Origin of the sequence: Photobacterium atrarenae (genome assembly GCF_024380015.1) — a bacterium.
Taxonomy (GTDB): Bacteria; Pseudomonadota; Gammaproteobacteria; order Enterobacterales; family Vibrionaceae; genus Photobacterium; species Photobacterium atrarenae.
Genome location: NZ_CP101509.1, coordinates 1,654,016 through 1,677,445 on the forward strand (window position 1 = coordinate 1,654,016; position 23,430 = coordinate 1,677,445).

Consider the following 23,430-nt stretch of genomic DNA (forward strand, 5'->3'; position numbering starts at 1 on the left):
TGTACTGTAACTAACAGTGTAGCCAAAAGCTAACATTACAACGCTAAGACCCAATATTGTTTACTCTTGTAGCCTCACATCTACTCATTGAAATACTAAGGAAAGGTTATGTAGTCAATGGAAAAAGAAATTGTAAAAATGCGACAGATTAAATTCACTTATAGAAAATAGAAGAAAGAGTCATGTTTTCATTCCCTAGAAATTCTTTTGGGCTGACTCCGGTAAATTCTTTGAAATCTTTGATAAAGTGCGATTGGTCGTAGTAATCATTCTGATAAGCGATGTGGGTAAGGCTTTCTTCTTCGTTAAGCATCGCTTTTAAGGCACTTTGAAGCCGAATCAATTTACCTAATTGTTTCGGACTGACGCCAATTTTTTTTACGAACATCCTCTCAAGTTGTCTTCTTTTGGATAAGTCTTCTTTGAGGATCTTGCTAATCGACGTACTTCCCTTTGTTGCGAATAGAGTATCTATTGTTGTTTTGAGGATATTATCAACCGTCGTCTGTTCATTGAGCTTATTCAGAAGAAATGACTCGATTATCTTTATTCTTTGTTTCGTATCTGCTGCGTTAATGATATTTTGTTCTAATTTTTTAGCCGTTTTTTCCTCGAACAACTGAGCTAAGGGTGTCTCGGTATTTGCCAATGTCTTGATAGGTACAGTCACAAAGTTAGCAAAGCCATAAGGGTAAAAACGGATGGCGAATGTGTCGACATACCCCGTCGGCTCAATATAAAAAGGGGCGATGGTATGACCCAGCACCATGGCTCTGGGCTGTATAATAAAGCTATCTTCAGAGGTATATCTTTTTATATCGTCCCCAAGAATGAATGCCATTTCAATGGTGCCGTCTGGAATGATTCGTTGTCTTTGGACGTCATCCGTTTTAGGGACTTCCAAAGTCCAGTAGCAACTGATTAGCGACTCTAGATCTGGGTGTGGCTGAAAGGTCTGATAATTCATAAGTGCTTTAATTCCCTATGTTATGCCGCCACCAAGGAGGCTTCCATCAATCATCAAATAATATTTCAAAAGAAACAGAGCCGTCTACTTCGCTCTCCACAAACTCAACTTATCAGAAGGAAATACTTTCGAATTCATACCCTAACACATTTTTGTCCAGAAGCTTGCTATGACACAACCCACAACATCTCACGATGATCGTAAGTTATGGCTGCTGGCGGGTTTGGGTCGCAGTGGTTGACTGATGCCTATTCATCAAAGCCTGCATTTTCGCGAATTAAATCAATTGTCTGTTTGCTGTGAGGGCGTACACTTTGAATGAAAGGTAATCGAAATGCGGTGAATAGAATGAAACGGATATCAGTCTTCGGCTTCGCGCTCCTGGCTTTGCTTGGATGCGGTGAACAGGTGCCGAGTGAGGCGCTGGGAACACTGGAACGTGACCGCGTCACGTTAACGGCGACATCCAGTGAAATTGTTCGTGAGCAGCCCATCAAGGAAGGTGAGTTTGTCACGCAGGGGCAAGTGCTGGTGAAACTCGATGATAAACAGCAGTTGGCTGTGCTTGCCAAAGTGAAAGCGGAGGAAGCGAAAGCAGCAGCGTACCTTTTGCGGCTGACCAACGGGGAGCGCCCGGAAGATATTGCTGCGGCTCAGGCCAGTCTGGTTCGTGCTGAAGCGACCTTGCGCGAGGCCAACAGCAACTACCGTCGGATTGCTCGTTTAGTTGAACAACGGCTGGTGAGTTATTCCGAACGGGACAAAGCGGTGGCGGAGCGGGATTCGGCGCAGGCCGACTATCAGTCGGCGCGGGAGAACCTGGCGAAATTAACCAGTGGCGAACGGCCGGAAGATATCACCCAGGCCAAAGCCGCGCTGGACGCTGCCCAGGCGGAAGTTGTGTTGCAGCAGCAAATTCTGGATGATTTAACTGTGGTGGCGACACGGGACGGAGTACTGGACAGCCTACCATACAATGTTGGGGAGCGGGTCAGCAGCGGGAGTATTGTCGCCGGGATCCAGGCCGATACCGTGCCATATGCCCGGGTGTATGTGCCGGAGCCTTACCGGGTCAAACTGCAAGCCGGAGATGAGCTGACAGTTCATATCGATGGCTTAGCGCAAAGCTATACCGGCACGTTGCGCTGGATTGCCACCGAGCCTGCGTTTACGCCGTATTTTGCGCTCAACGAGCAGGATCGGGCCCGCCTGGTTTATCTGGCGGAAGTAGATCTGCCGCAGGAAGCCAAGAGCTTGCCGGCCGGGGTGCCGGTGCAGGTGGAGATGCCGCGATGACCGATTATGCCATTGTTGCCAACCAGTTGACGCGTAAATTTGGTGATTTCACCGCCGTCGACAGCCTGGATCTCAAGGTGCCGAAGGGCAGTATATATGGCTTTTTAGGCCCGAATGGCTGCGGAAAGTCGACCACCATTCGCATGCTGACCGGGCTGCTTAGCCCGACGGCCGGCACGGTTGAAGTGCTGGGGCTGGATATTCCCCGTGAGGCTGAGGCCCTGCGGTTGCGTATCGGCTACATGACACAAAAATTCTCCCTTTATGAAGATTTGACGGTGCGGGAAAATCTCGATTTTATCGGCCAGATTTTCGGCATGACACGTAAAGAACAGAAAGCCCGAATCGAAGAGCAGCTCTCGACCTACGGCCTGAATCGACTGGCCCGGCAGCGTGCGGGCAGCATGAGTGGCGGGCAAAAGCAGCGTTTGGGATTGGCGGCAGCGACCATGCATCGGCCCAGCTTGCTGTTCTTAGATGAGCCGACTTCTGCGGTCGATCCGGAAAATCGCCGTGATTTCTGGGAAAAGCTGTTTGATCTGAGCGATCAGGGCACCACGATTCTGGTGACCAGCCACTACATGGATGAAGCTGAGCGCTGCCATGGCCTGGCGATTATGGAAGCCGGTATGGTCCGGGCTGACGGCGCGCCGGAAACTCTGATGAACAGCATGGGCGTCAATGTGGTGGAGGTGCTGACTGATCAATTGCGTTCGCTGAAAACGGATTTGTTGCAAAAACCGGAAGTCCGTTCTGCCGCGCAGTTGGGAATCCGACTACGGGTGCTGATTGATGAACGTGTTGCTGAGCCGCTGGCCTGGTTAGCGGCTGAGTTTCCCCATTTAGCAGATTGTGAAATGACCGTTGCCCGGCCCAGTCTGGAAGATGTGTTTGTCACCAGTACCGGGGAGGGACGGGAATGAAGAGCGTGTTTCGGATCAGTGCCATTATGGTCAAAGAGTTCAGGCAACTGTCCCGTGATCGGATCACGTTTGGGATGGTGGTGATGATCCCGCTGATCCAGTTGTTATTGTTTGGCTATGCCATCAATACCGATGTGCGAAATATTCCCGTCGCCGTGGTGGATCAAAGCCACACAGCGGTGGGGCGGGTGATCACCGAAGCGGTGAAAGCGACCCAGGTGGTGACCGTGACCCACCACTTTCCGACGGTAGTGGAAGCGGAGCAGGCCATTAACGCCGGGCAGGTCAGGGCCGCGTTGGTGCTACCGTCCGATTTGACGCAGCGTATTGTCCAGCGCAAAACCGTGGGTCAGTGGCTGGTGGACGGTTCCGATACTATGGTCAGCTCGGCGCTGTTGCAGCTGCAGCGGATGCCGTTGCAGGATTTAGCGAATTATCAGCCGCCCCGCGCATCAACCTTTGAAGTAGCGCTGTACTTCAACCCGTCCCGGCGTTCAGCCGTGAATATTGTGCCGGGACTTCTTGGGGTGATCCTGACCATGACCATGGTGCTGTTTACCTCGGCGGCGATTGTCCGCGAGCGGGAGCGGGGGAATTTAGAGTTGTTGATCACCACGCCGGTTCGGCCGCTGGAGTTGATGATTGCCAAAATCATTCCGTATATTTTCGTCGGCCTGATCCAGGTGGGGATCATTCTCGGGCTGGGACACCTGATTTTTGATGTCCCGCTCAATGGCGCATTGTCTCAATTGCTGCTTGGCACCTTGCTGTTTATCGCGGCCAGTTTAACCTTGGGGTTGATGATCTCCACCGTGGCGCAGACCCAGTTGCAGGCAATGCAAATGACGGTGTTTATCCTGTTGCCGTCGATCTTGCTGTCCGGGTTTATTTTCCCTTATGAGGCGATGCCGGATGTGGCGCAGTGGATTGCCGAAGTGCTGCCAGCCACACACTTTATGCGCATGATCCGGGGCATTGTGCTGCGTGGCGCTGATCTGATGCTGTTGTGGCGAGACGCTCTGTGGATGGTCGGGTTTACCATGCTCGGCTTGCTGCTGGCATCACTTCGGTTTAAAAAATCACTGGATTAGTCTGCGGGCAGTACTTGCCATAGGTTGGACATCCGGTTGTCATGCCGGTGTGGTGAGATGACAGGGTGAACTAACCGGTGAGGGAAAAAGGTGGCCAGTCAATATCGATGAAGTTCACAATTGAATGGGGGTAAAATTGCGTGTTTTCAGCACTGGCCACCAAAGAGCAACAAAGTACAATCGCTGTCGGCAAGTTGATTGCCGTCACAATCGGGTTACGTGTTGTACCTGGTGATTGTTACGTTAAAATAGGAAGTTAAAAACAGAACAAATAAAATATTAAGGTTCCTCTTTTATGAGCAGTCAGCGGCTGAAAGCCCAGTTCCAGCGTCTCTACAATCACTTTTCCGGCGAAGATTGCGAGACGAATTTGCAGGATATTGCCGAGGTCCTGTTCTGTACCCGCCGTAATGTACGGATGGTGATCAATAAAATGGTGGAGAAGGGCTGGATTGAATGGCAACCCGCGGTCGGTCGGGGGAAGCAGTCCAAGCTGGTTTTCCATAGTTCGGACACTGAGCTGCAATACATGCATGCGCGTAAGCTGGTGGCCGAAGGCAAACTGGAGCCGGCGCTGGAAACGCTGGGCAACAATGCTGATAAACTGGCGCAGCTGATCCAGGAGCAGCTTGGTCATACCACGGCGCAAGGGCGGCAAATCCTCCGACTGCCTTACTATCGACCCTTCAGTAATTTGAACCCACTGCACCCGTTGCGTCGCTCTGAGCAGCATCTTGTACGCCAAATTTTTAACGGTCTGACCCGGATTAATGAGGAAAAAGAGGAAGTCGAAGGGGATTTAGCCCACCACTGGGAAGCCCTGTCCCCGCGGCACTGGCGCTTTTATATCCGCCCGGCGGTGAAGTTTCATGATGGTCGGCTGCTCGATAGCCAGGATATTATTGTGACCCTGGAGCAGGTGCGAAAACACCGCTTGTTCAGGCACCTCAGCCAGATCGATTCGCCGTTCAGTAACACCATTGATATTCACCTGAGCCGGGATGATCATCGTTTACCTGATTTAATGGCCAACTTGCTGGCGGTGATCCAACCGGCGGATACGGATCATGACAAAGAAAATGAGCTGTTTCCGATCGGGACCGGCCCGTACCGGGTGATCCAGAATGACAAGCAGCGCTTTAAGCTCGAGGCCTTTGATCAGTATTTTGGCCTGCGGGCTTTGATTGATGTGGTGGATATCTGGATGCTGTCGGAAGTGGCGTCCTGTTTTCTTCAGCCGATGACCGAAGGCAGTCAACTGCAGGAAATGACGGTATCGGCCCGACTCAAGCTGGATGAAGGGTGTAACTATCTGTTGCTCAACCGGATCGACGGGTTGGCCAGTCAGCAGGGATGGCTGGATTATTTGCGGACCCACCTGACCCCGCTGAACATTATGCAACGTCTGCAACAGGACAAGATCGGCGATTTTCGCCTGATCAATGCTTACGGCCTGCTGCCGGGCTGGGCCCATATCCCGCTGAATCAGACAATTGCACCGCCGCCGTCAAAGCGCATGGTGACCCTGGCTTATCCGCAGCAGCATCCGGTGTATCCGCATGTTGCGGAGGCTATTCGGGATATCCTTTCAGCCGATGGGATTAAACTGAAAGAGCTGGAGCTTTCGACAGGGGAGATCTTATCGGGCAAACATGCCGATAAAATCGATCTCTGGCTCGGTGGCATGAGCCTGAGTAATTATCGCGATGATGCCATTTTGTCCTGGTTCTACAGCTTTGATCATATTGCCCGGGTGATGCCGGAAGCTGAATTTGAAGCCTTGGATCAGGCAGTGGTGCGCTGGCGCGCTGACAAGCAGCAGCCGTCGCCTTGTCAGCAAATTGGGGCGAGCCTGGTGGAAAGCGGGCAGATCCTGCCGCTGTTCCATAACTGGCTCGGCGTCGATAACAATGGTTCAATCCAGGGAATGCAATCCAATTCAATGGGCTGGTTTGACTTCAAATCGGTGTGGGTCAAACCGAGTCAATAAGGGCTATCCGGGCTCTGTTTCTGTGGGTATTGATTGTCATAATGCTGGCATCAATCGGTCATTGTTTTGTCATCCTGAGTGATTACAAAGAGAGGGTTAAAGCGAACCCATGCTATGGAAACCTATGCGACGGAGAAGAAATGATGCTTGACTTTGAACCGAAAGATGTTGATTTGGCGGAAGAGAACGGTTGGGATGATTACCAGGAAGATATTGATCTGGATGTCGAAGACTGGCTGGATAATGAAGATCTGAATGATGTCGAGTAATGACTGTAGCTGGTGGTCATCGCATGCACCAGGGCAGAGTTGATCTGCCCTGATTTGTGATCCCTTCTATTGGTTGGCTGTCAGCTCCGGTTTCCAGTCCTGACGACTGAACCACTGTCCAATCGGACGCCATACCACATCGATCATGGATTTGTACCACGGTGCTTCGATAGCAGCTTCAGCAGCGAGCACGGGTTGCTCGGTCAGCAGCTCATCATTGAGGTACCATTCAACTTTCCCCACTTGCTGACCTTTCTCAACCGGCGCTTCAAGATCGTTATTGTAGAAAATCTTGTATTCGATATTTTTCCGCTGCCGCCGTGGCACGGTGATCGTCCCGCCATCGGCCACTTCCAGGCTGATATGAGACGGACTGCCATACCAGACTTTCAGCGTATCCAGCTCTGAAGGGCTGAACTCTGGTGTGACATCCTGGAAGAAACGAAATCCCCAGGTCAGGAGTTTTTTGCTCTCGTTACTGCGGGCACTGACGCTTTCGGTTCCCATCACGACTGCGATGAGGCGCTGGCCACTTTGCTCAGCAGAAGAAACCAGGCTGTAGCCGGCCTGTTTGGTATAACCGGTTTTGACCCCGTCCACATTGAGAGAGCTATCCCATAACAGCGCGTTGCGGTTTCCCTGTTTAATCTTATGAAAGGTAAATGACTTTTCTTTAAATAGCGGATAGATCTCAGGGAGTTCCTGAATAAAAGCACGGGTCAGCAGGGCCATGTCATAGGCCGTTGTGGCCTGTCCGTCGGCATCGAGTCCGTGTGGGTTCGCGAAGTAGGTATTCTCCATGCCCAGCTTTTCTGCGTAGCGGTTCATCATTTCAATAAATGCGGCTTGATGGCCGGCGACATGTTCGGCCAGGGCGACAGTGGCGTCATTGCCGGAAGAAATGATCACCCCCCGGTTCAAATCATCCACGCTGACTTCGTCGCCGACATCAAGAAACATTTTTGATGAGCCGGGAAATTTCTGGCTCCAGGCGTTTTCACTGATCACCACCCGATCATTTTCGGCGATATGGCCGGATTTTAACTCTTGCCCGACCACGTAGCTGGTCATGATTTTGGCCAGGCTGGCCGGGGCTAACGGAATATGAGCATTCTCGCTGGCAATCACCTGGCCGGACTGGTAGCTCATCAGTACCCAGGCTTTTGCCGCAATTTCAGGTGGAGTCGGCACCGCAGCATTGGAGGCCGAAAAGGCCGGCTGGCTTAGCCATAATGCAGATAGCAGAGGAAGGCCATTCAAGAATTGGCTCAGCAATCTGTTCAGGAATCTTTTCATGAGTCTCATCAAGGTCATAGCTATCAGCCCTTCATTGCATCGAATAACTCTTTATTGAGCTTAGTAAAAACTTGCAATAAGCAGGACTAATTTTACTTGCTAGCTCCGTGGGAGACAGGGTGAGGTACAATCCATGTTACATCGGCGTTAATGCTTTGTTGTTGTCTTTCATGAACTTGTCGCGTTGTTCACGGTAATATCACTGGGGGATGTGTACACTGGCCCAAGGACAATGACTCAAGGAGTTGGGACAGAAATGAAAGCAAGATATCTCATGATGATACTCGCTGGCTGCCTGCTGGCCTCGCCGGCGGCCCTGGCCGTTGAAGCGGGAGCAGACTTGACACAATCGACAGTCGGCTATGTCGCGCTGTTGGTTTTCGGTTTCGCGTATTGCCTGGTCATGGGGGAGGAGTATTTACAACTGCGAAAATCCAAACCTGTGTTACTGGCTGCCGGGATCATCTGGCTGATGATAGGCGTGGTGTATCAGCAGATGGGCCAGGCAGAAGCTGCGAAAGCAGCCCTGGAGCATAACTTGCTGGAATATGCCGAATTACTCTTGTTCCTTTTAGTGGCAATGACATACATCAATGCGATGGAAGAGCGGCGGCTGTTTGATGTGCTGCAATCCTGGATGGTCAGTAAAGGCTTTAATTTTAGGGTGCTGTTCTGGCTCACCGGTATTTTGTCATTCTTTATTTCTCCTGTTGCCGATAACCTGACCACGGCATTACTGATGTGTGCGGTGGTGATGAAAGTGGGTGGCGATAATCACCGGTTTATCAACCTGGCCTGTATCAACATTGTTATTGCTGCCAATGCGGGTGGGGCATTCAGTCCGTTCGGCGATATCACCACCTTGATGGTTTGGCAGGCTGGCTTGGTTTCTTTTGTTGAATTCCTGGATTTGTTTGTGCCATCAATGGTCAATTACCTGATCCCGGCATTTATTATGTCTCTGTTCGTGCCAAAGACGCAGCCGGAGGCTGTGAGTGAGTACATTGAGCTCAAACGCGGCGCACGACGCATTGTCGTGTTGTTTATCCTGACCATTGCCACAGCTGTTGCATTCCATGGCCTGGTTCATTTTCCGCCGGTGATCGGGATGATGATGGGCTTGGGGTACCTGCAGTTTTTCGGCTATTTTCTTCGAAAAACATTGCCGGGCTCCCTGGCTCGTAAGCGAGCTGTGGCCTTGGCGAACCACGATGAGGCGGCGCTGAAAAGGCTCGGTTCAGTCGTGCCGTTTGATGTCTTTAAGCGGGTTTCTCATGCCGAGTGGGACACGCTGTTATTTTTCTACGGGGTGGTGATGTGTGTCGGTGGACTGAGTTTGCTGGGCTACCTCGGTATGGCATCGGAAGTCATGTATACCCAATGGAACCCGGTTTGGGCCAATGTCATGGTGGGTGTGCTTTCTGCGATTGTTGATAACATTCCGGTGATGTTCGCCGTTCTGAGCATGCAGCCTGATCTCTCTTTGGGGAACTGGCTTCTGGTGACGTTGACAGCCGGAGTCGGCGGCAGCTTGTTGTCGATTGGTTCCGCTGCCGGAGTGGCACTGATGGGGGCCGCACATGGTAAATATACTTTCTTTGGCCACCTGAAATGGATGCCGGTGATTGCGTTGGGCTACATCGGGAGTATCGTCTGCCATTTGCTGATGAATCAGCATCTGTTTTGATGACTGGCTAAACGACATGACTTGAGCGGCGGTCAATTTAAGCGTGCAGCGTATCAGCGACTGGCTGAGCGCTGCACGCTTTTTTAATCCTTTCCATGATCTTCCTCATAAATCATGTTGAATATTTGTGTTGTTTTTGTGAATTCTTATCCCGTTCATGATGGGTTGGCTAAACTTTAAATGGTTGGGGATATCGTGGAGGCAGCGATTATGTTAGCTGAACATCGGCAGTTTATCCTGCCAGGGCAAAAAGAATTACATGCCAATATCAAAGTGATTCCAACGGGTGAGCTTGAAGTCAATATTCAGGAAGAAGCCCATCAATTTCAAGCTGAGTTTGAAGAGCTGTATTTTTATACGGCAGGCAACAGTACGGAACTTGTTTGTAGGGAGCAACTTGGCTCTGATGCGGTGCGTTGGCAATTGTACTTGGCGAATGAAGATGCCAGAGAGTTGGCGAAATTGATTGAATTGGCAGAAGAAGAGTTTGAAATTCTGATGCGGGATCTCTGAGTTTCGCAATAATATTGAACCTAAAGAATAATAAGGCCTTGATTTTTATCAAGGCCTTATTTTTAGCTCATTGAATCTGTTATTCAGATTATTATGCACCTTGTTTTGTACTATAACTCATTATGAGCTTGAGGGATAAACTGTGATAGAAACCCATAATAAAAATGTCAGAGTCATGTCAGCGAATCACGAATAGGTCATCAATAACATAAACAGTCAGGGGACGGCTATGGTTAAGAATTTAAGTCTGGGTGTGAAGATCGGGATAAGTTTTTCTGTCGTTCTGGGTCTGTTATCGATTGTGCTGACGATTAGTATTATGGCCTTCAAAGAGACAGAACAAGGTATCGATAATTATCGAGAGTTAGCTCGCGATGCTAATTTAGCCGGCCGCCTCCAAGCCAATATGTTGATGATGAGAATGAATGTGAAAGATTTCTTGATTACTCATCAGGCGCGGGATCTGGCGCAATACCGGGATTATCAGGCGAAAACGAAGCTCTTTCTTGCTGAGGCCAAAACTGATATCCAAAATCCGGAACGGGCCGCCATGATCAACCAGGTGGAGGCGTCAATTCAAACCTATCATCAGGTGTTCCAGCAAGTCATCGATCGGGTCACCCGGCGTAATGATGTGCTTGAACAACAGTTGATTCCTGCCGGCGAGGTGATGGGGCGCACAATTTCAACGATGATTAATACATCATATGAAAATGGCGAGAGCCGTGCGGTGTTTCACGCTTCTAAAGTTCAGGAAAAACTGTTGCTTGGGGAGATGTATGTCAGTCATTTTCTGAACAGTAATCGTCAGGAAGATTATGAAAAGGCTGTCAACACACTTGGCAATGAGTTGACCACACAAAGTGAATTTCTGCGTGCTGCGCTGGAGAGTGATCGCCATCGTCAACTGCTGGCTCAATTTGAGCAAGCGCATCAGCAGTATCAAGCAGGTTTAGCGACTATTCATATGGTGATCGAAGAGCGTAATGCTTTCATTAACAACCAATTGAACCGGATTGGACCGGAAGTCGCTGACTTGGTTGAAGCGGTGAAGCTGTCCGTGATGCGGGATCAGGATCAGCTCGGTCCTTTGCTCAAAGCCAGGACGAAAGGCAGCATCAACTTGAATATGTTTTTATCATTTGCTGCGGTTGCAGCTGGTGTTTTGGCGGCCTATCTTCTGACAGTTTCAATTACCCGGCCGATTAAACAGGCTGTTGAAGCGGCGAAGCAGTTAGCTTCCGGGGATTTAACGCTTCATATTCCAAAAACCGGACAGGATGAAACAGGTCGCTTGCTGGTATCGATTCAACATACCAGTGATCAGCTGCGCAGTATGATCACGACCATCTCTGGCGCCAGTACCGAACTGGCTTCAGCAGCTGAAGAGCTAGCCGTTACTACAGAGCAGGCCAGTCGCGGTATTGTTGAGCAGGAGCGAGAGACGGAACTGGTTGCGACAGCGATGAATGAGATGGCAGCAACTGTGCACGATGTTGCGGATAATGCGGCAAAAGCAGCGGATGCCGCGAATAAGGCGGACACTCAGGCTGATGCAGGTAGTCAGGTGGTCAGCGAGACAATTGCATCCATTAACCTGCTCTCGGAGCGAGTGAGTGATTCGTCCGAGAAGTTGCATGAGGTGGAGCAGGAGGTACTGAATATTGGTCGTATCCTCGATGTGATTCGGGAGATCGCGGAGCAAACCAATTTGCTGGCGCTGAACGCAGCCATTGAGGCGGCACGAGCGGGGGAGCAGGGGCGCGGCTTTGCGGTGGTTGCCGATGAAGTTCGCGTGCTGGCGCAGCGGACGCAGGGCTCGACGGAAGAGATACAAACGCTGATAGAGCAATTACAATCAGGCATGCAAGATGCTGTTGCCGTGATGCACCAAGGAAAAGAACAAGCCGGGCGGAGTGTTGCCCAGGCTGGTGATACCGGTGCTGCGCTTCAGGCGATTACCCAAGCCGTTACCCAGATTAGTGATATGAATATGCAGATTGCCAGTGCAGCGGAACAGCAAAGTTCTGTAGCGGAGAGCATTATTGAAAATGTGGTGAATGTGAAGCGGATTGCTGAGGAGAATGCAGTGGCAGCCGGGCAGAGCAAGAATGCCAGCAGTGAGATCGCACAGCTCTCAGAACAGCTGAAAGCGCTGGTGGCACGTTTTCGTGTTTAGTGACTGCCTGTTCATGTTTCGTTCATGCTTCGTTGGTTACATTGGCAACATGATCAGGCGCGACAGGCGCTATAGCTATGAGGCAGTTATGAAGAAATATATTGCAAGTGCGGTTTCCCTGATGGTTGGACTGGTTGTTCTGGCGGTTGCAGGTGTGCTTGCCGTTGCCATGATGATCACTGGTTTGATTGCATTGCCTTTTGTCCGAATGAAATTGAAACGAGCGGCTGCGGCAGCGGCACAAGCGAACATGGCGACCTGGAAGCCGGGAGCAAACGGGACTGTAATTGAAGGTGAGTTTGACAATATCACAGGTAAAGCGACATCGTAACGCAGTACAGGTCAAAGCGAACATAAAAACGCCAGCAATGCTGGCGTTTTTGGTTCCGGCTTGCAGAAAACTAGTCCTTAAATTCGGAACTTGCTGACTTCAGAGTTCAGGTGCTGGGCAATGTCATTGAGTTCTTCCGAAAGTCTTTGTGCTTCGTTGGCTTCACCGGAGAGCTGATCGGAGACATCATTAACGGCCTGGGTATTTCGGCTGATTTCATCGGTGACCGCACGCTGCTCTTCCGCGGCGCTGGAAATTTGGGTCGCCATGTCTGAAATCTCCTGAATGGAGGTTGTGATCTGCTCCAGAGCGCGAGTAGCATTGTTGGCTTCATCCACGCTGTTAGTCGCCAGGTCCTGGCTTTGTGACATCGTCTCCACGGCATTGTGGGTATTGCGCTGCAGCGTTTCGATCATGCCGCGGATCTCTTCTGTAGAGCTATGGGTGCGCTGCGACAGCACGCGAACTTCATCGGCAACTACCGCAAACCCGCGTCCTTGTTCCCCGGCCCGCGCCGCCTCAATCGCTGCGTTCAGGGCCAATAAGTTGGTTTGCTCGGCGATATCCTGAATCGTCGACAAGATCGCATTAATTCCCTGGGCATTGTGTTCCAGCTCTTTGATGATCCCGGAAGCATTTTCGACCTGATCGGCAAGATCCGTAATGGATTGCTGATTGCGCAGAATCACTTCTTTTCCTTCGTTACAACTCTCCTGGGATGCAACCGCAGCCCCGGCCGTTTGCTCAGCATGGCTGGCAACTTCCTGCGCCGTAGCGGACATCTGATGAATGGCCGTCGCAATTTGTGAAATCTCATTGACCTGTAAGCTCAGTGCTTCGTTGGTTTGCAGGGCTAGGTTATGGCTGGATTTTGCCTGCTGCGAGAGCTGATCAGATGAGCCTGAAATACCGGAAACGGCGCGATGTAACTTTTCAATAAAAGCGTTTACATGTTTGCTCAGGCGGCCAATTTCATCATCTTTGTCGAACTGGATCCGGCGGGTCAGATCACCGTTGCCATGCGACAAGTCCGCCATCGCTTCGGACAGGGTATCCAGTGGTTTCAGCGCTTTTGAAATCAGGAAGGTCGCGATGGCCAGTGTCAGAAGCAACTGGACAACAGCGCTGATAAGGGCATCGGTTAATGCTTCCTGAACCGGTGCAAATGCCAGTGATTTGTCGATGATCAGGGAAAAATACCAGTCGGTGCCCGGAACCTGTTTGATGCTGATCAGGCTCTCGACGCCAGAAACATTCAGCGTTTCCATTGCAGAGCTTGCTGCGGCTTGCTGGATAAAGGCCGAATCGAATGCAGCGCCCATGTCCGTGGTTGGCTTGAGGGTCAGCGATTTGTCCGGGTGGGCAATAATAGTGCCGTCACGGCTGAAAAGGCTAGCGTAGACGCCTTCTTGCTCGATCGCCAGAATATCGGACACCAGCATCTCAATCGAGACGTCGCCAGCAATGATGCCGCTGTTCATCGCGGCACTGAATGGCTCGGCCAGCGAGACGATGAGTTTACCGGAAGCTGCATCCTGATACGGCTTGGTGACGATCAAGCCATTCTTGGCTGTTGCAGCCTGGTACCAAGGACGCTGACGCGGATCATAACCATCCGGGAACGTTACAGGGGTTCCGGTGATCATTTTCCCTTGCTTGGTACCGACATAGACTAAATCGAATTGCCCGGCATCCATGGCTTGCGCCAGAGCTGGGATCGGTTCCGCACTTTGGTGAAAGCCTTTGACGGCGGCGCGGACAATCGTGCTTTTATTGTCCAGCCACTGGCTGATGGTACTGATGTTGGATTGTGTGAGTGATTGCGCTAGCTCTTGAGTTGATCGGGTGGTTTCTTCAGTCAGGCGCTCACGAGTCAACCAGATCTGAATGGTGGCGGTCAACAGAATGATCCCTGCGAAAGTCAGGGCGAGTTTATTTTTGATAGAAAGATTCAAACTTCCATTCCTCTTGTGTTTACGGGAATTTGCGTGGCAATGCATAATTGCACATATCGCGAACTGTTTTATTATTTTCGTCCATGAACTGACTCGCTGGCGGTTCACTCTCCTCAATACGGTCATTTATTAATTATTGTGTCACAGAATTGTTCGCTATGGTGAATTTTTGCGACAAAATATTTACCTGATTAGTATGATCTATACTTAGGTATTTGTAATAAATATAACTTTTGGTCAGCGGAAAAGCAGAGGGGTGTTTTAATCGGGGTAATGTTGGCCAATGCAGTCAAGAAATTTTGACAGGTCCTGATTGCGGGCAGTAAAGCGGTAACTCATGTTCGAGGCTTTCAGTTCGATGTGTCCCTGATCTTGTCTGAGTAACCGGGTGAATACATCAAACGCTTGTTTATCACTGGTGCCGCCTAGCAAAACAAGCCGGCTGACGCTGTATTGATTTTTGTACTTCCGCCAGTTTGCAGTAAAAACTTCAACCGGCTGGCCGCTGCGGTAATAACCAATATTTTCGAATCCACTTGGATGGGAGATATCTGCCTTTAAGGCGATATATCGCTGCCGGAGCGGGTTCTCTGTAATGAAGGCCAGTTGCAGGCCGCTTTCAAATTCCTGTTGTTCATTTTTTTCCAGATGGTACAAGTCCAGCCGACAACTTTTCTCATTCAGATGAGTCGTACTGGTCGGAACGATTTTGGCCAGGCTCGGACCGGAAATCAGCAGTAAGCAAGACACCCAGCAAATTTTTTGAAAAAGAGCGAGAGATTGCATCGACTTCATCCTTGCTAACAACAACGATTCAAGGTTCAGACAAAGCTTAGCGATTAGCTGAGTTGCTCAGTGTCTCATTTCATAAACATTCTACGATCTCTTCATATCTACGATCTCTTCATAATAGAACGACGCAACATGTCCAATCGTGAACCGCTGAATCAAAGGTTCAGGGGTTGAAGATTTTCGCTTTGACCATCCGTCGGTATTGGCTGGGCGTCATGCCAAACTGCTGCTGAAATCGGGTCGAAAAATGGTAGGCGTTCTTATAGCCGACTTGTTCGGCAACATCCTGAGTTGACATTCCGAAGTCTCGCAACAGCTGCTGTGCCGCTTCCATCCGGAGCTTTTGCAGGTATTGATGCGGCGTCTGTCCGACTTGATCGCTGAACTTACGGTTAAAGCTGCGCAGTGGAATGCTGCATTGCTCGGCAATGATTTTTGCAGTGATCGGGTCGGCAAGGTGACGCTTCATCCAGTCCTGGGCCAGGGCGATTGACTCATCAAACTGGAGCTGCCCGCCGATTTGGTAAAACGGTTGCTGGGTGGATTTTGATATTTCATGACCAAAGTGAGTCTCGATAATCGCGGCAATTTTCTGTCCGAAATGTTCGGTAATCAGGTAGAGGATCATCTCTGTTTGCGAGTTGATACTGCCGGTACAGAACAGGCCGTTTGCAGCAGTAATTGAAGCTTGCCGGTTGAGCCGGACTTTCGGGTAGCGCTCGGCAAATTTATCGTAGTAATACCAGTGGGTGGTGGCGACCTGATCATCAAGCAGTCCGGTCTCGGCCAGCCAGGTGACACCGGTGCCGGTGGCGACCAGTTGCGCCCCTTGCTGGTATTGATGTTTGAGCCAGGGGGCAATCGCCGGTGTATGGCGCAAGGCAGCGAGCGGGTTCCCCCACATGGGCGGCAGAATAACGATGTCAAAGGTTTGCCGGCTGCCAAAGGTGGTATCCGGTTGCAGTTTGAGACCGGCGGAAACCGGCGGTGGCGTCAGGCTCGATGAAATCACTCTGAGCTCGAACGGGTTGTCTCTTTGTTGCTGGCGCGGCCTGAGGCTGGCGGCACTGCTGAGCATTTCGGCGGCCAGTGAAACCCCGGTAATGAGTGCTTTATCGTACAGGACAAATCCAACTTTCATGGTCACACTGGCCTCTGGATGGCATGAATTTGAGTAATTTTGGCATGTTTTTGAGGTGAATGAACAGTGTAAATCATTAACCTATACCTATCTTTACGAATTGAAGCAGGTACAAGATGGCGAAGTTACCTTTGATTGTCGGGCTTGGCGGGATGAATGCCGCAGGCCGCAGCTCCGGATTTCACAGCTACAAACGCATGATTGCGGAGGTGCTCCCGGCGCAAGAAATGACCTCGACCTGGCAGGACTTGGCACGCCGGATGGGGCTGACCGAAAGTGACGATGTCACGCCAGAGCTAATTGAGGCAATCAAAGCGGGAACGCTCATTCGCCGGATTGACTCCTTTGATCCGGATCAGGTGCGGCATCAGTATCAAGCCAAGCTGAACGGGGGTGATGAGCAAATTGTTTTTACCCTGCGCAGATCAAAATTACCGACGCAAATCCCGGAGAACTGGCACTTAGAAGCGCAGGGTAGCCGGGTGAAAATCACCGTACGCGGTGAGCTGGGCGTGCTGCTCGAAGATCGAACGACGTTTCCGGTCACCAGTGGCGGGAATATTCCGGCTGGGTTCGATCCGGGCAAGTTGTACAATTCTCGTCACCACCCGCGTGGCTTGAAGCTGAGCGTTTATGGGGCTTCAGACGCGCTGAACTCACTCGGCGTTGAGTGGGGGGACGTTCAGGCCCATATCCGACCGGATGAGGTCGCCGTATATGCAGGCAGCGCGCTGGCACAAATTGATGATCAGTCGCTTGCTGGGATGCTCGCCGCACCGCTGACCGGGGGACGGGTCAGTTCGAAAATGATGGCGTTGTCGTTTGCGGAAATGCCTGCGGACTTCATTAACAGTTATATCATTAATAGCGTGGGTTCGACCGGCACCAATATGGGCGCCTGTGCCACTTTCCTTTATAACCTGCGCCAGGGCATGCGGGATATTCAGCAGGGCCATGCCAAAGTCGTGATCGTTGGTAATGCGGAAGCACCGGTCGTCGCGGAGGTGATGGAAGGGTTCCGGGTCATGGGCGCATTGGCGGAAGATGAGCAGCTCAAAGCGCTGGACAACAGCGAAACGGTGGACAACCGCCGCGCCTGCCGACCATTCTCCAGTAACGCCGGATTTACCATGGCCGAATCGGCGCAATTTGTGGTTCTGATGGATGATGCGTTGGCGCTGGAACTTGGTGTCACGATATACGGCGCCGTGGCGGATGTGTTTATCAATGCCGATGCCAACAAGAAGTCTATTTCTGCTCCGGGAGTCGGGAATTATGTGACCGTTGCCAAGGCTGCGGCGCTGGCTCAGGCCATCCTTGGTCCGGAAGGGGTTAAGCAGACCTTTGTTCAGGCTCACGGAACCGGCACGCCGCAAAACCGGGTAACGGAAAGTCATATTCTGAACGAGGTGGCGAAAACTTTCGCCATCGATCAGTGGCCGGTGACGGCGATTAAATCTTACGTCGGCCATTCGATGAGTGTCGCTGCCGGTGATCAATTGATTGCGTCGCTGGGAGTCTGGCAATACGGCTGGATCCCTGGGATCAAAACGATTGATCATATTGCTGGCGATGTGCATCAGTCACACCTGAATATTCTGTCTGATCATGTGTTTGCCGGTGAGCACGGTGAAGACTACAAAGCCGTGATCATCAACGCGAAGGGCTTTGGTGGCAACAATGCGACCGGCCTGGTGCTATCACCGGCACAAACCCTGGCCATGCTGGAAAACAAGTATGGCGAGTCGGCGCTTCAGAACTATCTGGGCAGAAACCAAGCGGTGCGCCAGCAGGCGGCGGCAAATGATCAGGCGGCTTGTGCCGGACAGGAGACGATCCGCTATCACTTTGGTGAGAATGTGATGGATGAAAGTGCGGTAACTCTGAGCCAGGACGCGGTTGTGTTGTCCGCGTTTGAGCAGGCGATTACTTTGTCACAGCATAATCCGTATGCCGATTACAGTTAACGCATAGGGTCAGCATATACGCAGTGGACAGTATCCGGATAGGAATCTGTCCTAAATTCCCTATAATGACCGGCTCAATGCATCATCTATGTTGTGACAGGCGGATACCGGAACCTGTCGGAGCCGGTCAGCTCAAGGGAGAATTTCATTGGCGAATATCATGTTGGTCGCAAACCTCAATTGCGATCGCGTTCTGACGCTGGATAAGCCACTGTCAACCGGCGGACGTCATCATTATCAGGATGGCGGTCGTCGTTTAGGCGGCGGTGGTGCAAATACCGGCCTGGGGTTGATCTGGGCAGGGCACCACGTTGCCCTGGTCAGTCAGGTCGGCAAAGACGAGACCGCAGACTGGCTGCTTGCCGAGGCGAGCCTGCAAGGGCTCAATTGCAGCCTGTTACACCGTCATGATATGGCAACCCCTGAGTTGCTGCTGGTGATGACCCCGGATGGTGAGCGAACCATTATCCGGCCGCACCGACCGCCGTTTATCCTCGGCAGCCCGCCTGATTTTACCCGCTGGGATGTGCTCTATTTCAACTCTTCTGCCCAAGGCTGCGAAGCATGGGCACAAGCGGCGATGCCGCATTGTCTTGTGGTGGCGCAACTGGCCAAAGACGAACGAGTTCGTCCTTCTCATGTCCTTATTACCTCAAAAGATGACTGGCAGGGGCGATCTGATTTATCTCCCTGGCAATACGCCCGCCAGATTGCCGGTGAGAGCTTGCAATATTTCGTGGTGACCGATGGTGCCAATGGGGCTGTGGCGTATAGCGAAGAAGCGGAAGTGGTGATTCCGGCGGTGCCTGCGGAAGTGGTGGATACCACTGGTGCCGGCGATGCGTTTGCCGCGGGCTTGATTCATGCGCTGATCAGCCAGAGTTCAATTCAGCCCGCATTGGAAGAAGGGGCGAAATGGGCAGCTTGTGCGGTGAGCACATCAAGCTCAACGCCAGGGGAAGCGCTGAAACAGCAACTCAGTCTGTCTTTGTCTTCGGGGAACTAACCGCCCCGGCAAGGATTTACTGGGCCGGGGCGGGGAAGGATTGATTGAGCTGAGCTATTTCAGCGTGAACTCAGTAGCCGTAGCGGGTGGCTTCGAAATTATTCAGCAGGCGATGCACTAAGTAAGTTGCAAGCAAGGTCACAATAATCGCAAACACAATACAGCCGATTCGGTATAGTGCGCTGAACATCAAATCATTGGTCGGTGTCAGGTACTGTCCAAACAAAATCCCCAGCGTGGTCAGCGCGCCAAACCCAACCCCGGAGCCGCTGGCCTCTTTGACATGCAAATAGCTAAACAGCATGGTACCGATCCACAGCAGCGGGATCACCAGCAGCAGAAGACTGGACCAGTCATACAGGAAGAGCTGGCCGACCAAACCAAACGTCACCCCAAGTATTGTGCCCATGGCCCGTTTTCTCGCCGAGCCCAGTGCTCCGTTCCAGTTCATCGGAAACAGCAGTAAAATGGTGGTTGCCTGCGCCGACATGGAATCACTCAAATCCAGAACCTGAAACACCAGAAACGAGAGTGTTGCCAGTGTGGCACCCAGTAGCGCTTCATGCCGCATCCGATGTGAGCCCTTCGGCTCGGTCGAGCGAGGCGGTGGCTGACGTGGCTCCGCATCCGGGATTAAAAAAGTGACCAGATAAGCGATGATCACCGACAGCGTGCCAGCCAGCAGGTTTCCGACAATCAATTCATTCAGATCGACATTCGGGTAGCTGGCAAAATGGAGCATGATGCTCAGGCTCAGTACGCCTGTGGCGCCGAACAGAAACAAGCTGCCTTTGGACATACAGGCGAACTTGTATAAAAACAGGCCGAAGACGATCAGGGTCATCAGCCCCGGATGGCTGCCGAACAGCCCTCCAAGGATCCCGACTTCCAACGCGCAGACCACCCCGGAAGCAAAGAGCTGCCGGGCGGCGTGCAGCGACATCACCGGTACCATGCCCAATAACAGCATCGGCAACACGGTAAAGAAAACCCCGTAATTCCAGCCGAAGATTTTACTGATGGTGAATCCCAGCGTTGCGCCGCAGGCGATCCGGACGCACTGGCGTAGATCATTTTCGGATAAAGGGTGCTCCCAAAGCCGCATGGTGCCTCCGGTTAGTAGATGTAGTGCAGGGTGCTCAGGAATTTAATCTGGGCAAAAGCCAGCCATGACAGCAGGGTACCGTCCGGCACCAGTTGCACCGTCGCCCGTGCGCCAGCCGGTAGCGGTTTTTCCAGTGTGTCCTGCATCGTCAGATGCAGACGCATCCGCTGTGCATCACGAACCCAGCGGTTGGATTCAGTTGGGGTTGCCAGGTTACCGTCGGCACTGAACTGACCGTTGCTGACTCCGGCATCCAGGCTGCTGATCTCTGCCGCATAAACCGTCCCTGGTCGGCTGTCGAAGGCAATCAAGGCTTTGCTGTGTTGATCAAAATGGCGCAAGCTTTTTTCACGGAAATCGGCAATGATATCTAACTTGGTATCCACCAGAGCAACCAAAGGTTTACCAGCCGCAGCATAGGTGCCCGGCTCAAGTTGCAGGTTGGTGATCACCCCATCATGTCGGGCAGTCACCTGGGTATACGAGAGATTCAGCAGGGCTTTTTCCAGCTTGTTCTTGGCGACGCGGATATTGATGTTGGTGTCATCCTCGGCACCACGATTGACTTTCAGCTCTTTCAGGCTGGCCCGTGCAGCCGTCAGATCGGCTTTGGCGGCTGTCGCGGCGCTGATGGCGTCATCACGAAGCTGGCGGGAAGTACCGTTGCGCTGAAAGAGGGTATTCAAACGGTTGGCTTCACGGACTTTCTGCTCAGCAATAATTTCACTGGCGGTCATCTTGGCTTCGGCCGCCGCGATGGATGCATCCAGTTGATCGTTGTTTTTGATGGCTTGGGCCAGCTGTAAGCGGGCTTCGCCAACGGCCAGCTCAAACGGCTGCGTGTCGATTTCAAACAGCACATCGCCTTGTTTGACCGGCTGGTTGGTATGGACATACACCTTGCTGACCGGGCCATTGACCTGCGGTGCGACCTGGGTAACCGTCCGGGTTGCCATTGCTTGCGGCGTCAGCGGAACGGCCAGATCAGCCACGAGGAAATAGGCGAAAGTCAGGACAAACAGGATGATGCTGTGTTTGATCCAGCGGGCAAATTTCTGATCAGGTGTCATAAAAAGATTACTTCTCCGTCTGTACGTCGTTGTTATTGTTCGGTGTGGGTGTTGAGCGTGTTTAAGGCATTTCCGGCAATCAGTTCCAGCGTGCTGCTCATCTTGACCAACTCTTCGTCGCTGAGCCCGGTCAGTAAACTCTGCCGGACTTGCAGGATCCGGGTTTCCATCTGTTTGAGCAGTGCGCGGCCTTCGTCGGTCAGGCCGACAATGCGGGCGCGTTTATCGTGCTGGCAGCTGTGACGCACGATCAGCGACTGTTCTTCAAGCTGTTTTAAGGTGCGCATTAAAGACGCCAGTTCAATCTCCAGCGCTTCCGCCAGAACCTTCTGGCTGACGTTGTCGCCCAGCCGTTGCAACTTCCACAGTGCAGTCCAGCGTGGGTGAGTGAGCCCCAGCGGCGCTAGCTCCTTGTCCGCAACCATTTTCCAAAGGCGGGCAACCCGCGCCAGCTGCTCAGCGAGCGATAAGTTTTGCAGCAGATTGATGTCTTTGACCATGAGAGACGCCTTTAATACTTAGCAAGCTAAGTAATATACTTTAGTTAGCAGGCTAAGTAAATGGTTGTGAGGTATATCACACAATTGTGCTTCGGGTGGGATGGGTAAAAAGGTTGGAGATAGGAATGCTTACTTTGCACGGTTCAACTGGGGACTGACATTACTGTTTGGTGATCTAACTAACTGAAAAATGGTCAAATTGTGGCTATAGTGTGTGAAAAAGCAGTGCGGTAGCTGAATAAAACCGAGCAGGCTGCCTAATTGGCTGTTAGCTTATACATGGAAAGTTATGAAAATTCGGGAAATTGTTGAAGAAACACTAAGAGATTCAGGAAGTGGTAAAAGCGCTGACACGTGTGCCAAGTCCATACTATGCAACTTAATAAAAGAAAATGAGCCTTTCCAAGCCATCGAGTTGAAGAGCTTAGAACACCTATTGCTTATGATGAAAGAGTCGACCTTTCCTCATGTTTATGGAGAAGGTGGCGTATTTTATTTTTCTGCATATTATTTTCATGATGGTAGATATCCGGTAGGTCGAAATTATTTCATCCGAGAGGCGGACTTGCTGAAAATTGCTAGGTTGCATGCTTACTTCAAGTCCAACGGATTGGAGCTGCCTATCATTCCACCTAATCAGCTTGGAAAAAAGATAAGTCAAGATGGCTTTGAAGCAAGAATACGGGAGTTTAGGCAGCGGCAATCTCGCGAAACAGAAATGTTTAAAGACTTATTTGAGGGGCGTTCACAATCGACTTCCGTAGAAAAGTCTATGTTTCTTAATTCTCCTGGCTGCCTTGTTTGTGGTGATAATAATTTTAGGATGATGTGTTATACGCTGAGTGCGACTAAGGGGTTTATGGTTGGATTTAATCTATGTGACAACCATATGGAGGTAGCTATATCTGAAAACAGTCTACTTGAGTACTTGGCCAAACTATTCAAACAACCACCACCTTTTCAGTTAGTACCTCTAAAAGCTAAAGAGCATTTTGAACTGGTTTTATCATGGCTCCCCAAGGAGTTAGGTTGTAAAGTCGAAAAGACTAACGCAAATACTATGACACTAGTAAGACCATCAGGGTTAAAAGGGATTTTCAGGCTAGACTCGCCTGGAAATTATGCCTATATGATTTTCGGATCAGATGGCAAAGAGGTTGCTCGAATTGATTCCGCTGATCATCACAATGTCAATTTTGGCCCTGACCACTTGCATGTAGATTTAACTAAGAAAAAGGGGAAAATAGAGTCAAGTTTCACTATTGGCAGCCCTTTAATTGATACAAAGAAAATACTAGAACTTATTGAGTTAAAAGAGGCTGAGTTTGAAAGCTAACAAATTGCTGCACTCG

20 protein-coding genes are annotated in these 23,430 nt (G+C 51.1%); 12 read left to right on the forward strand and 8 right to left on the reverse strand.

Going from position 1 to position 23,430, the window contains the following annotated elements; translation table 11 throughout:
* Positions 1-154: 154 nt before the first annotated feature.
* Entirely contained in the window at positions 155-967 is an 813-nt protein-coding gene (locus NNL38_RS23375) for a helix-turn-helix domain-containing protein (protein ID WP_255391269.1), read from the reverse strand.
* Between the two features lie 348 nt (positions 968-1,315).
* On the opposite strand from NNL38_RS23375, the gene NNL38_RS23380 reads away from it, so the two are divergent.
* The 5 genes from NNL38_RS23380 to NNL38_RS23400 all read left to right on the forward strand — a co-directional run bounded on the left by NNL38_RS23380 (position 1,316) and on the right by NNL38_RS23400 (position 6,536).
* Entirely contained in the window at positions 1,316-2,263 is a 948-nt protein-coding gene (locus NNL38_RS23380; protein WP_255391270.1) for an HlyD family secretion protein, read from the forward strand.
* The gene (locus NNL38_RS23385; RefSeq protein ID WP_255391271.1) at positions 2,260-3,186 is read left to right on the forward strand and encodes an ABC transporter ATP-binding protein; all 927 of its coding nucleotides are present in this window, start codon (positions 2,260-2,262) and stop codon (positions 3,184-3,186) included. Before NNL38_RS23380 ends, NNL38_RS23385 begins: the two co-directional genes overlap by 4 nt.
* The gene (locus NNL38_RS23390) at positions 3,183-4,277 is read left to right on the forward strand and encodes an ABC transporter permease (protein WP_255391272.1); all 1,095 of its coding nucleotides are present in this window, start codon (positions 3,183-3,185) and stop codon (positions 4,275-4,277) included. Before NNL38_RS23385 ends, NNL38_RS23390 begins: the two co-directional genes overlap by 4 nt.
* 295 nt (positions 4,278-4,572) lie before the next feature.
* Complete coding sequence (gene sgrR / locus NNL38_RS23395; protein ID WP_255391273.1) at positions 4,573-6,267, forward strand: HTH-type transcriptional regulator SgrR; 1,695 nt, start codon at positions 4,573-4,575, stop codon at positions 6,265-6,267.
* Positions 6,268-6,407: 140 nt separating this feature from the next.
* Positions 6,408-6,536 (forward strand): hypothetical protein, encoded by a 129-nt coding sequence (locus tag NNL38_RS23400; protein WP_255391274.1) that lies wholly within the window; start codon positions 6,408-6,410, stop codon positions 6,534-6,536.
* A 66-nt stretch (positions 6,537-6,602) separates the two neighbouring features.
* Here the strand turns inward: NNL38_RS23400 and NNL38_RS23405 are convergent, their stop codons facing one another.
* Positions 6,603-7,796 (reverse strand): D-alanyl-D-alanine carboxypeptidase family protein, encoded by a 1,194-nt coding sequence (locus NNL38_RS23405; RefSeq protein WP_255391275.1) that lies wholly within the window; start codon positions 7,794-7,796, stop codon positions 6,603-6,605.
* A 292-nt stretch (positions 7,797-8,088) separates the two neighbouring features.
* Between NNL38_RS23405 and nhaD the strand changes: the two genes are divergently transcribed.
* The 4 genes from nhaD (at position 8,089) to NNL38_RS23425 (ending at position 12,542) form a co-directional block, all read left to right on the forward strand.
* Positions 8,089-9,519, forward strand: a complete 1,431-nt coding sequence (nhaD, locus tag NNL38_RS23410; protein ID WP_255391276.1) for a sodium:proton antiporter NhaD — start codon at positions 8,089-8,091, stop codon at positions 9,517-9,519.
* A gap of 210 nt (positions 9,520-9,729) precedes the next feature.
* A complete protein-coding gene (locus NNL38_RS23415) occupies positions 9,730-10,032 on the forward strand; it encodes a hypothetical protein (RefSeq protein WP_255391277.1) in 303 nt (100 codons plus the stop codon).
* A 229-nt stretch (positions 10,033-10,261) separates the two neighbouring features.
* Positions 10,262-12,211 (forward strand): HAMP domain-containing methyl-accepting chemotaxis protein, encoded by a 1,950-nt coding sequence (locus tag NNL38_RS23420; RefSeq protein WP_255391278.1) that lies wholly within the window; start codon positions 10,262-10,264, stop codon positions 12,209-12,211.
* An 88-nt stretch (positions 12,212-12,299) separates the two neighbouring features.
* Complete coding sequence (locus tag NNL38_RS23425; protein ID WP_255391280.1) at positions 12,300-12,542, forward strand: hypothetical protein; 243 nt, start codon at positions 12,300-12,302, stop codon at positions 12,540-12,542.
* A 77-nt stretch (positions 12,543-12,619) separates the two neighbouring features.
* Here the strand turns inward: NNL38_RS23425 and NNL38_RS23430 are convergent, their stop codons facing one another.
* The 3 genes from NNL38_RS23430 to NNL38_RS23440 all read right to left on the reverse strand — a co-directional run bounded on the left by NNL38_RS23430 (position 12,620) and on the right by NNL38_RS23440 (position 16,430).
* Complete coding sequence (locus tag NNL38_RS23430) at positions 12,620-14,497, reverse strand: methyl-accepting chemotaxis protein (protein ID WP_255391281.1); 1,878 nt, start codon at positions 14,495-14,497, stop codon at positions 12,620-12,622.
* A gap of 261 nt (positions 14,498-14,758) precedes the next feature.
* Complete coding sequence (locus tag NNL38_RS23435) at positions 14,759-15,247, reverse strand: hypothetical protein (protein ID WP_255391282.1); 489 nt, start codon at positions 15,245-15,247, stop codon at positions 14,759-14,761.
* 205 nt (positions 15,248-15,452) lie between these two features.
* Complete coding sequence (locus NNL38_RS23440) at positions 15,453-16,430, reverse strand: GlxA family transcriptional regulator (protein ID WP_255391283.1); 978 nt, start codon at positions 16,428-16,430, stop codon at positions 15,453-15,455.
* 116 nt (positions 16,431-16,546) lie between these two features.
* Here NNL38_RS23440 and NNL38_RS23445 point away from each other — a divergent pair, with 116 nt between their 5' ends.
* Both NNL38_RS23445 and NNL38_RS23450 read left to right on the forward strand, forming a co-directional pair.
* Positions 16,547-18,397: a beta-ketoacyl synthase gene (locus NNL38_RS23445; RefSeq protein ID WP_255391284.1), complete on the forward strand. Its 1,851-nt coding sequence runs from the start codon at positions 16,547-16,549 to the stop codon at positions 18,395-18,397.
* A 148-nt stretch (positions 18,398-18,545) separates the two neighbouring features.
* A complete protein-coding gene (locus NNL38_RS23450; protein ID WP_255391285.1) occupies positions 18,546-19,403 on the forward strand; it encodes a PfkB family carbohydrate kinase in 858 nt (285 codons plus the stop codon).
* 70 nt (positions 19,404-19,473) lie between these two features.
* Here the strand turns inward: NNL38_RS23450 and NNL38_RS23455 are convergent, their stop codons facing one another.
* The 3 genes from NNL38_RS23455 to slyA are packed head-to-tail and all read right to left on the reverse strand — an operon-like array spanning position 19,474 to position 22,078.
* Positions 19,474-20,508, reverse strand: a complete 1,035-nt coding sequence (locus NNL38_RS23455) for a DUF2955 domain-containing protein (protein ID WP_255391286.1) — start codon at positions 20,506-20,508, stop codon at positions 19,474-19,476.
* A gap of 11 nt (positions 20,509-20,519) precedes the next feature.
* Positions 20,520-21,578 (reverse strand): HlyD family secretion protein, encoded by a 1,059-nt coding sequence (locus NNL38_RS23460; RefSeq protein WP_255391287.1) that lies wholly within the window; start codon positions 21,576-21,578, stop codon positions 20,520-20,522.
* A 32-nt stretch (positions 21,579-21,610) separates the two neighbouring features.
* On the reverse strand, positions 21,611-22,078 hold the full coding sequence (slyA, locus tag NNL38_RS23465) for a transcriptional regulator SlyA (RefSeq protein WP_255391288.1): 468 nt from the start codon (positions 22,076-22,078) through the stop codon (positions 21,611-21,613).
* Positions 22,079-22,367: 289 nt separating this feature from the next.
* Between slyA and NNL38_RS23470 the strand changes: the two genes are divergently transcribed.
* A complete protein-coding gene (locus NNL38_RS23470) occupies positions 22,368-23,414 on the forward strand; it encodes a hypothetical protein (RefSeq protein WP_255391289.1) in 1,047 nt (348 codons plus the stop codon).
* Positions 23,415-23,430: the final 16 nt, after the last annotated feature.

Excerpts from the sequence above, each read along its gene's own strand:
- NNL38_RS23445 (WP_255391284.1), top strand. The coding sequence starts at position 16,547 with ATGGCGAAGTTACCTTTGATTGTCGGGCTTGGCGGGATGAATGCCGCA.
- NNL38_RS23380 (WP_255391270.1), top strand. The coding sequence starts at position 1,316 with ATGAAACGGATATCAGTCTTCGGCTTCGCGCTCCTGGCTTTGCTTGGA.
- NNL38_RS23470 (WP_255391289.1), top strand. The coding sequence starts at position 22,368 with ATGAAAATTCGGGAAATTGTTGAAGAAACACTAAGAGATTCAGGAAGT.
- NNL38_RS23415 (WP_255391277.1), top strand. The coding sequence starts at position 9,730 with ATGTTAGCTGAACATCGGCAGTTTATCCTGCCAGGGCAAAAAGAATTA.
- NNL38_RS23420 (WP_255391278.1), top strand. The coding sequence starts at position 10,262 with ATGGTTAAGAATTTAAGTCTGGGTGTGAAGATCGGGATAAGTTTTTCT.
- NNL38_RS23385 (WP_255391271.1), top strand. The coding sequence starts at position 2,260 with ATGACCGATTATGCCATTGTTGCCAACCAGTTGACGCGTAAATTTGGT.
- NNL38_RS23400 (WP_255391274.1), top strand. The coding sequence starts at position 6,408 with ATGATGCTTGACTTTGAACCGAAAGATGTTGATTTGGCGGAAGAGAAC.
- NNL38_RS23425 (WP_255391280.1), top strand. The coding sequence starts at position 12,300 with ATGAAGAAATATATTGCAAGTGCGGTTTCCCTGATGGTTGGACTGGTT.
- NNL38_RS23460 (WP_255391287.1), bottom strand. The coding sequence starts at position 21,578 with ATGACACCTGATCAGAAATTTGCCCGCTGGATCAAACACAGCATCATC.
- NNL38_RS23440 (WP_255391283.1), bottom strand. The coding sequence starts at position 16,430 with ATGAAAGTTGGATTTGTCCTGTACGATAAAGCACTCATTACCGGGGTT.
- NNL38_RS23390 (WP_255391272.1), top strand. The coding sequence starts at position 3,183 with ATGAAGAGCGTGTTTCGGATCAGTGCCATTATGGTCAAAGAGTTCAGG.
- NNL38_RS23455 (WP_255391286.1), bottom strand. The coding sequence starts at position 20,508 with ATGCGGCTTTGGGAGCACCCTTTATCCGAAAATGATCTACGCCAGTGC.
- slyA (WP_255391288.1), bottom strand. The coding sequence starts at position 22,078 with ATGGTCAAAGACATCAATCTGCTGCAAAACTTATCGCTCGCTGAGCAG.
- NNL38_RS23375 (WP_255391269.1), bottom strand. The coding sequence starts at position 967 with ATGAATTATCAGACCTTTCAGCCACACCCAGATCTAGAGTCGCTAATC.
- nhaD (WP_255391276.1), top strand. The coding sequence starts at position 8,089 with ATGAAAGCAAGATATCTCATGATGATACTCGCTGGCTGCCTGCTGGCC.
- sgrR (WP_255391273.1), top strand. The coding sequence starts at position 4,573 with ATGAGCAGTCAGCGGCTGAAAGCCCAGTTCCAGCGTCTCTACAATCAC.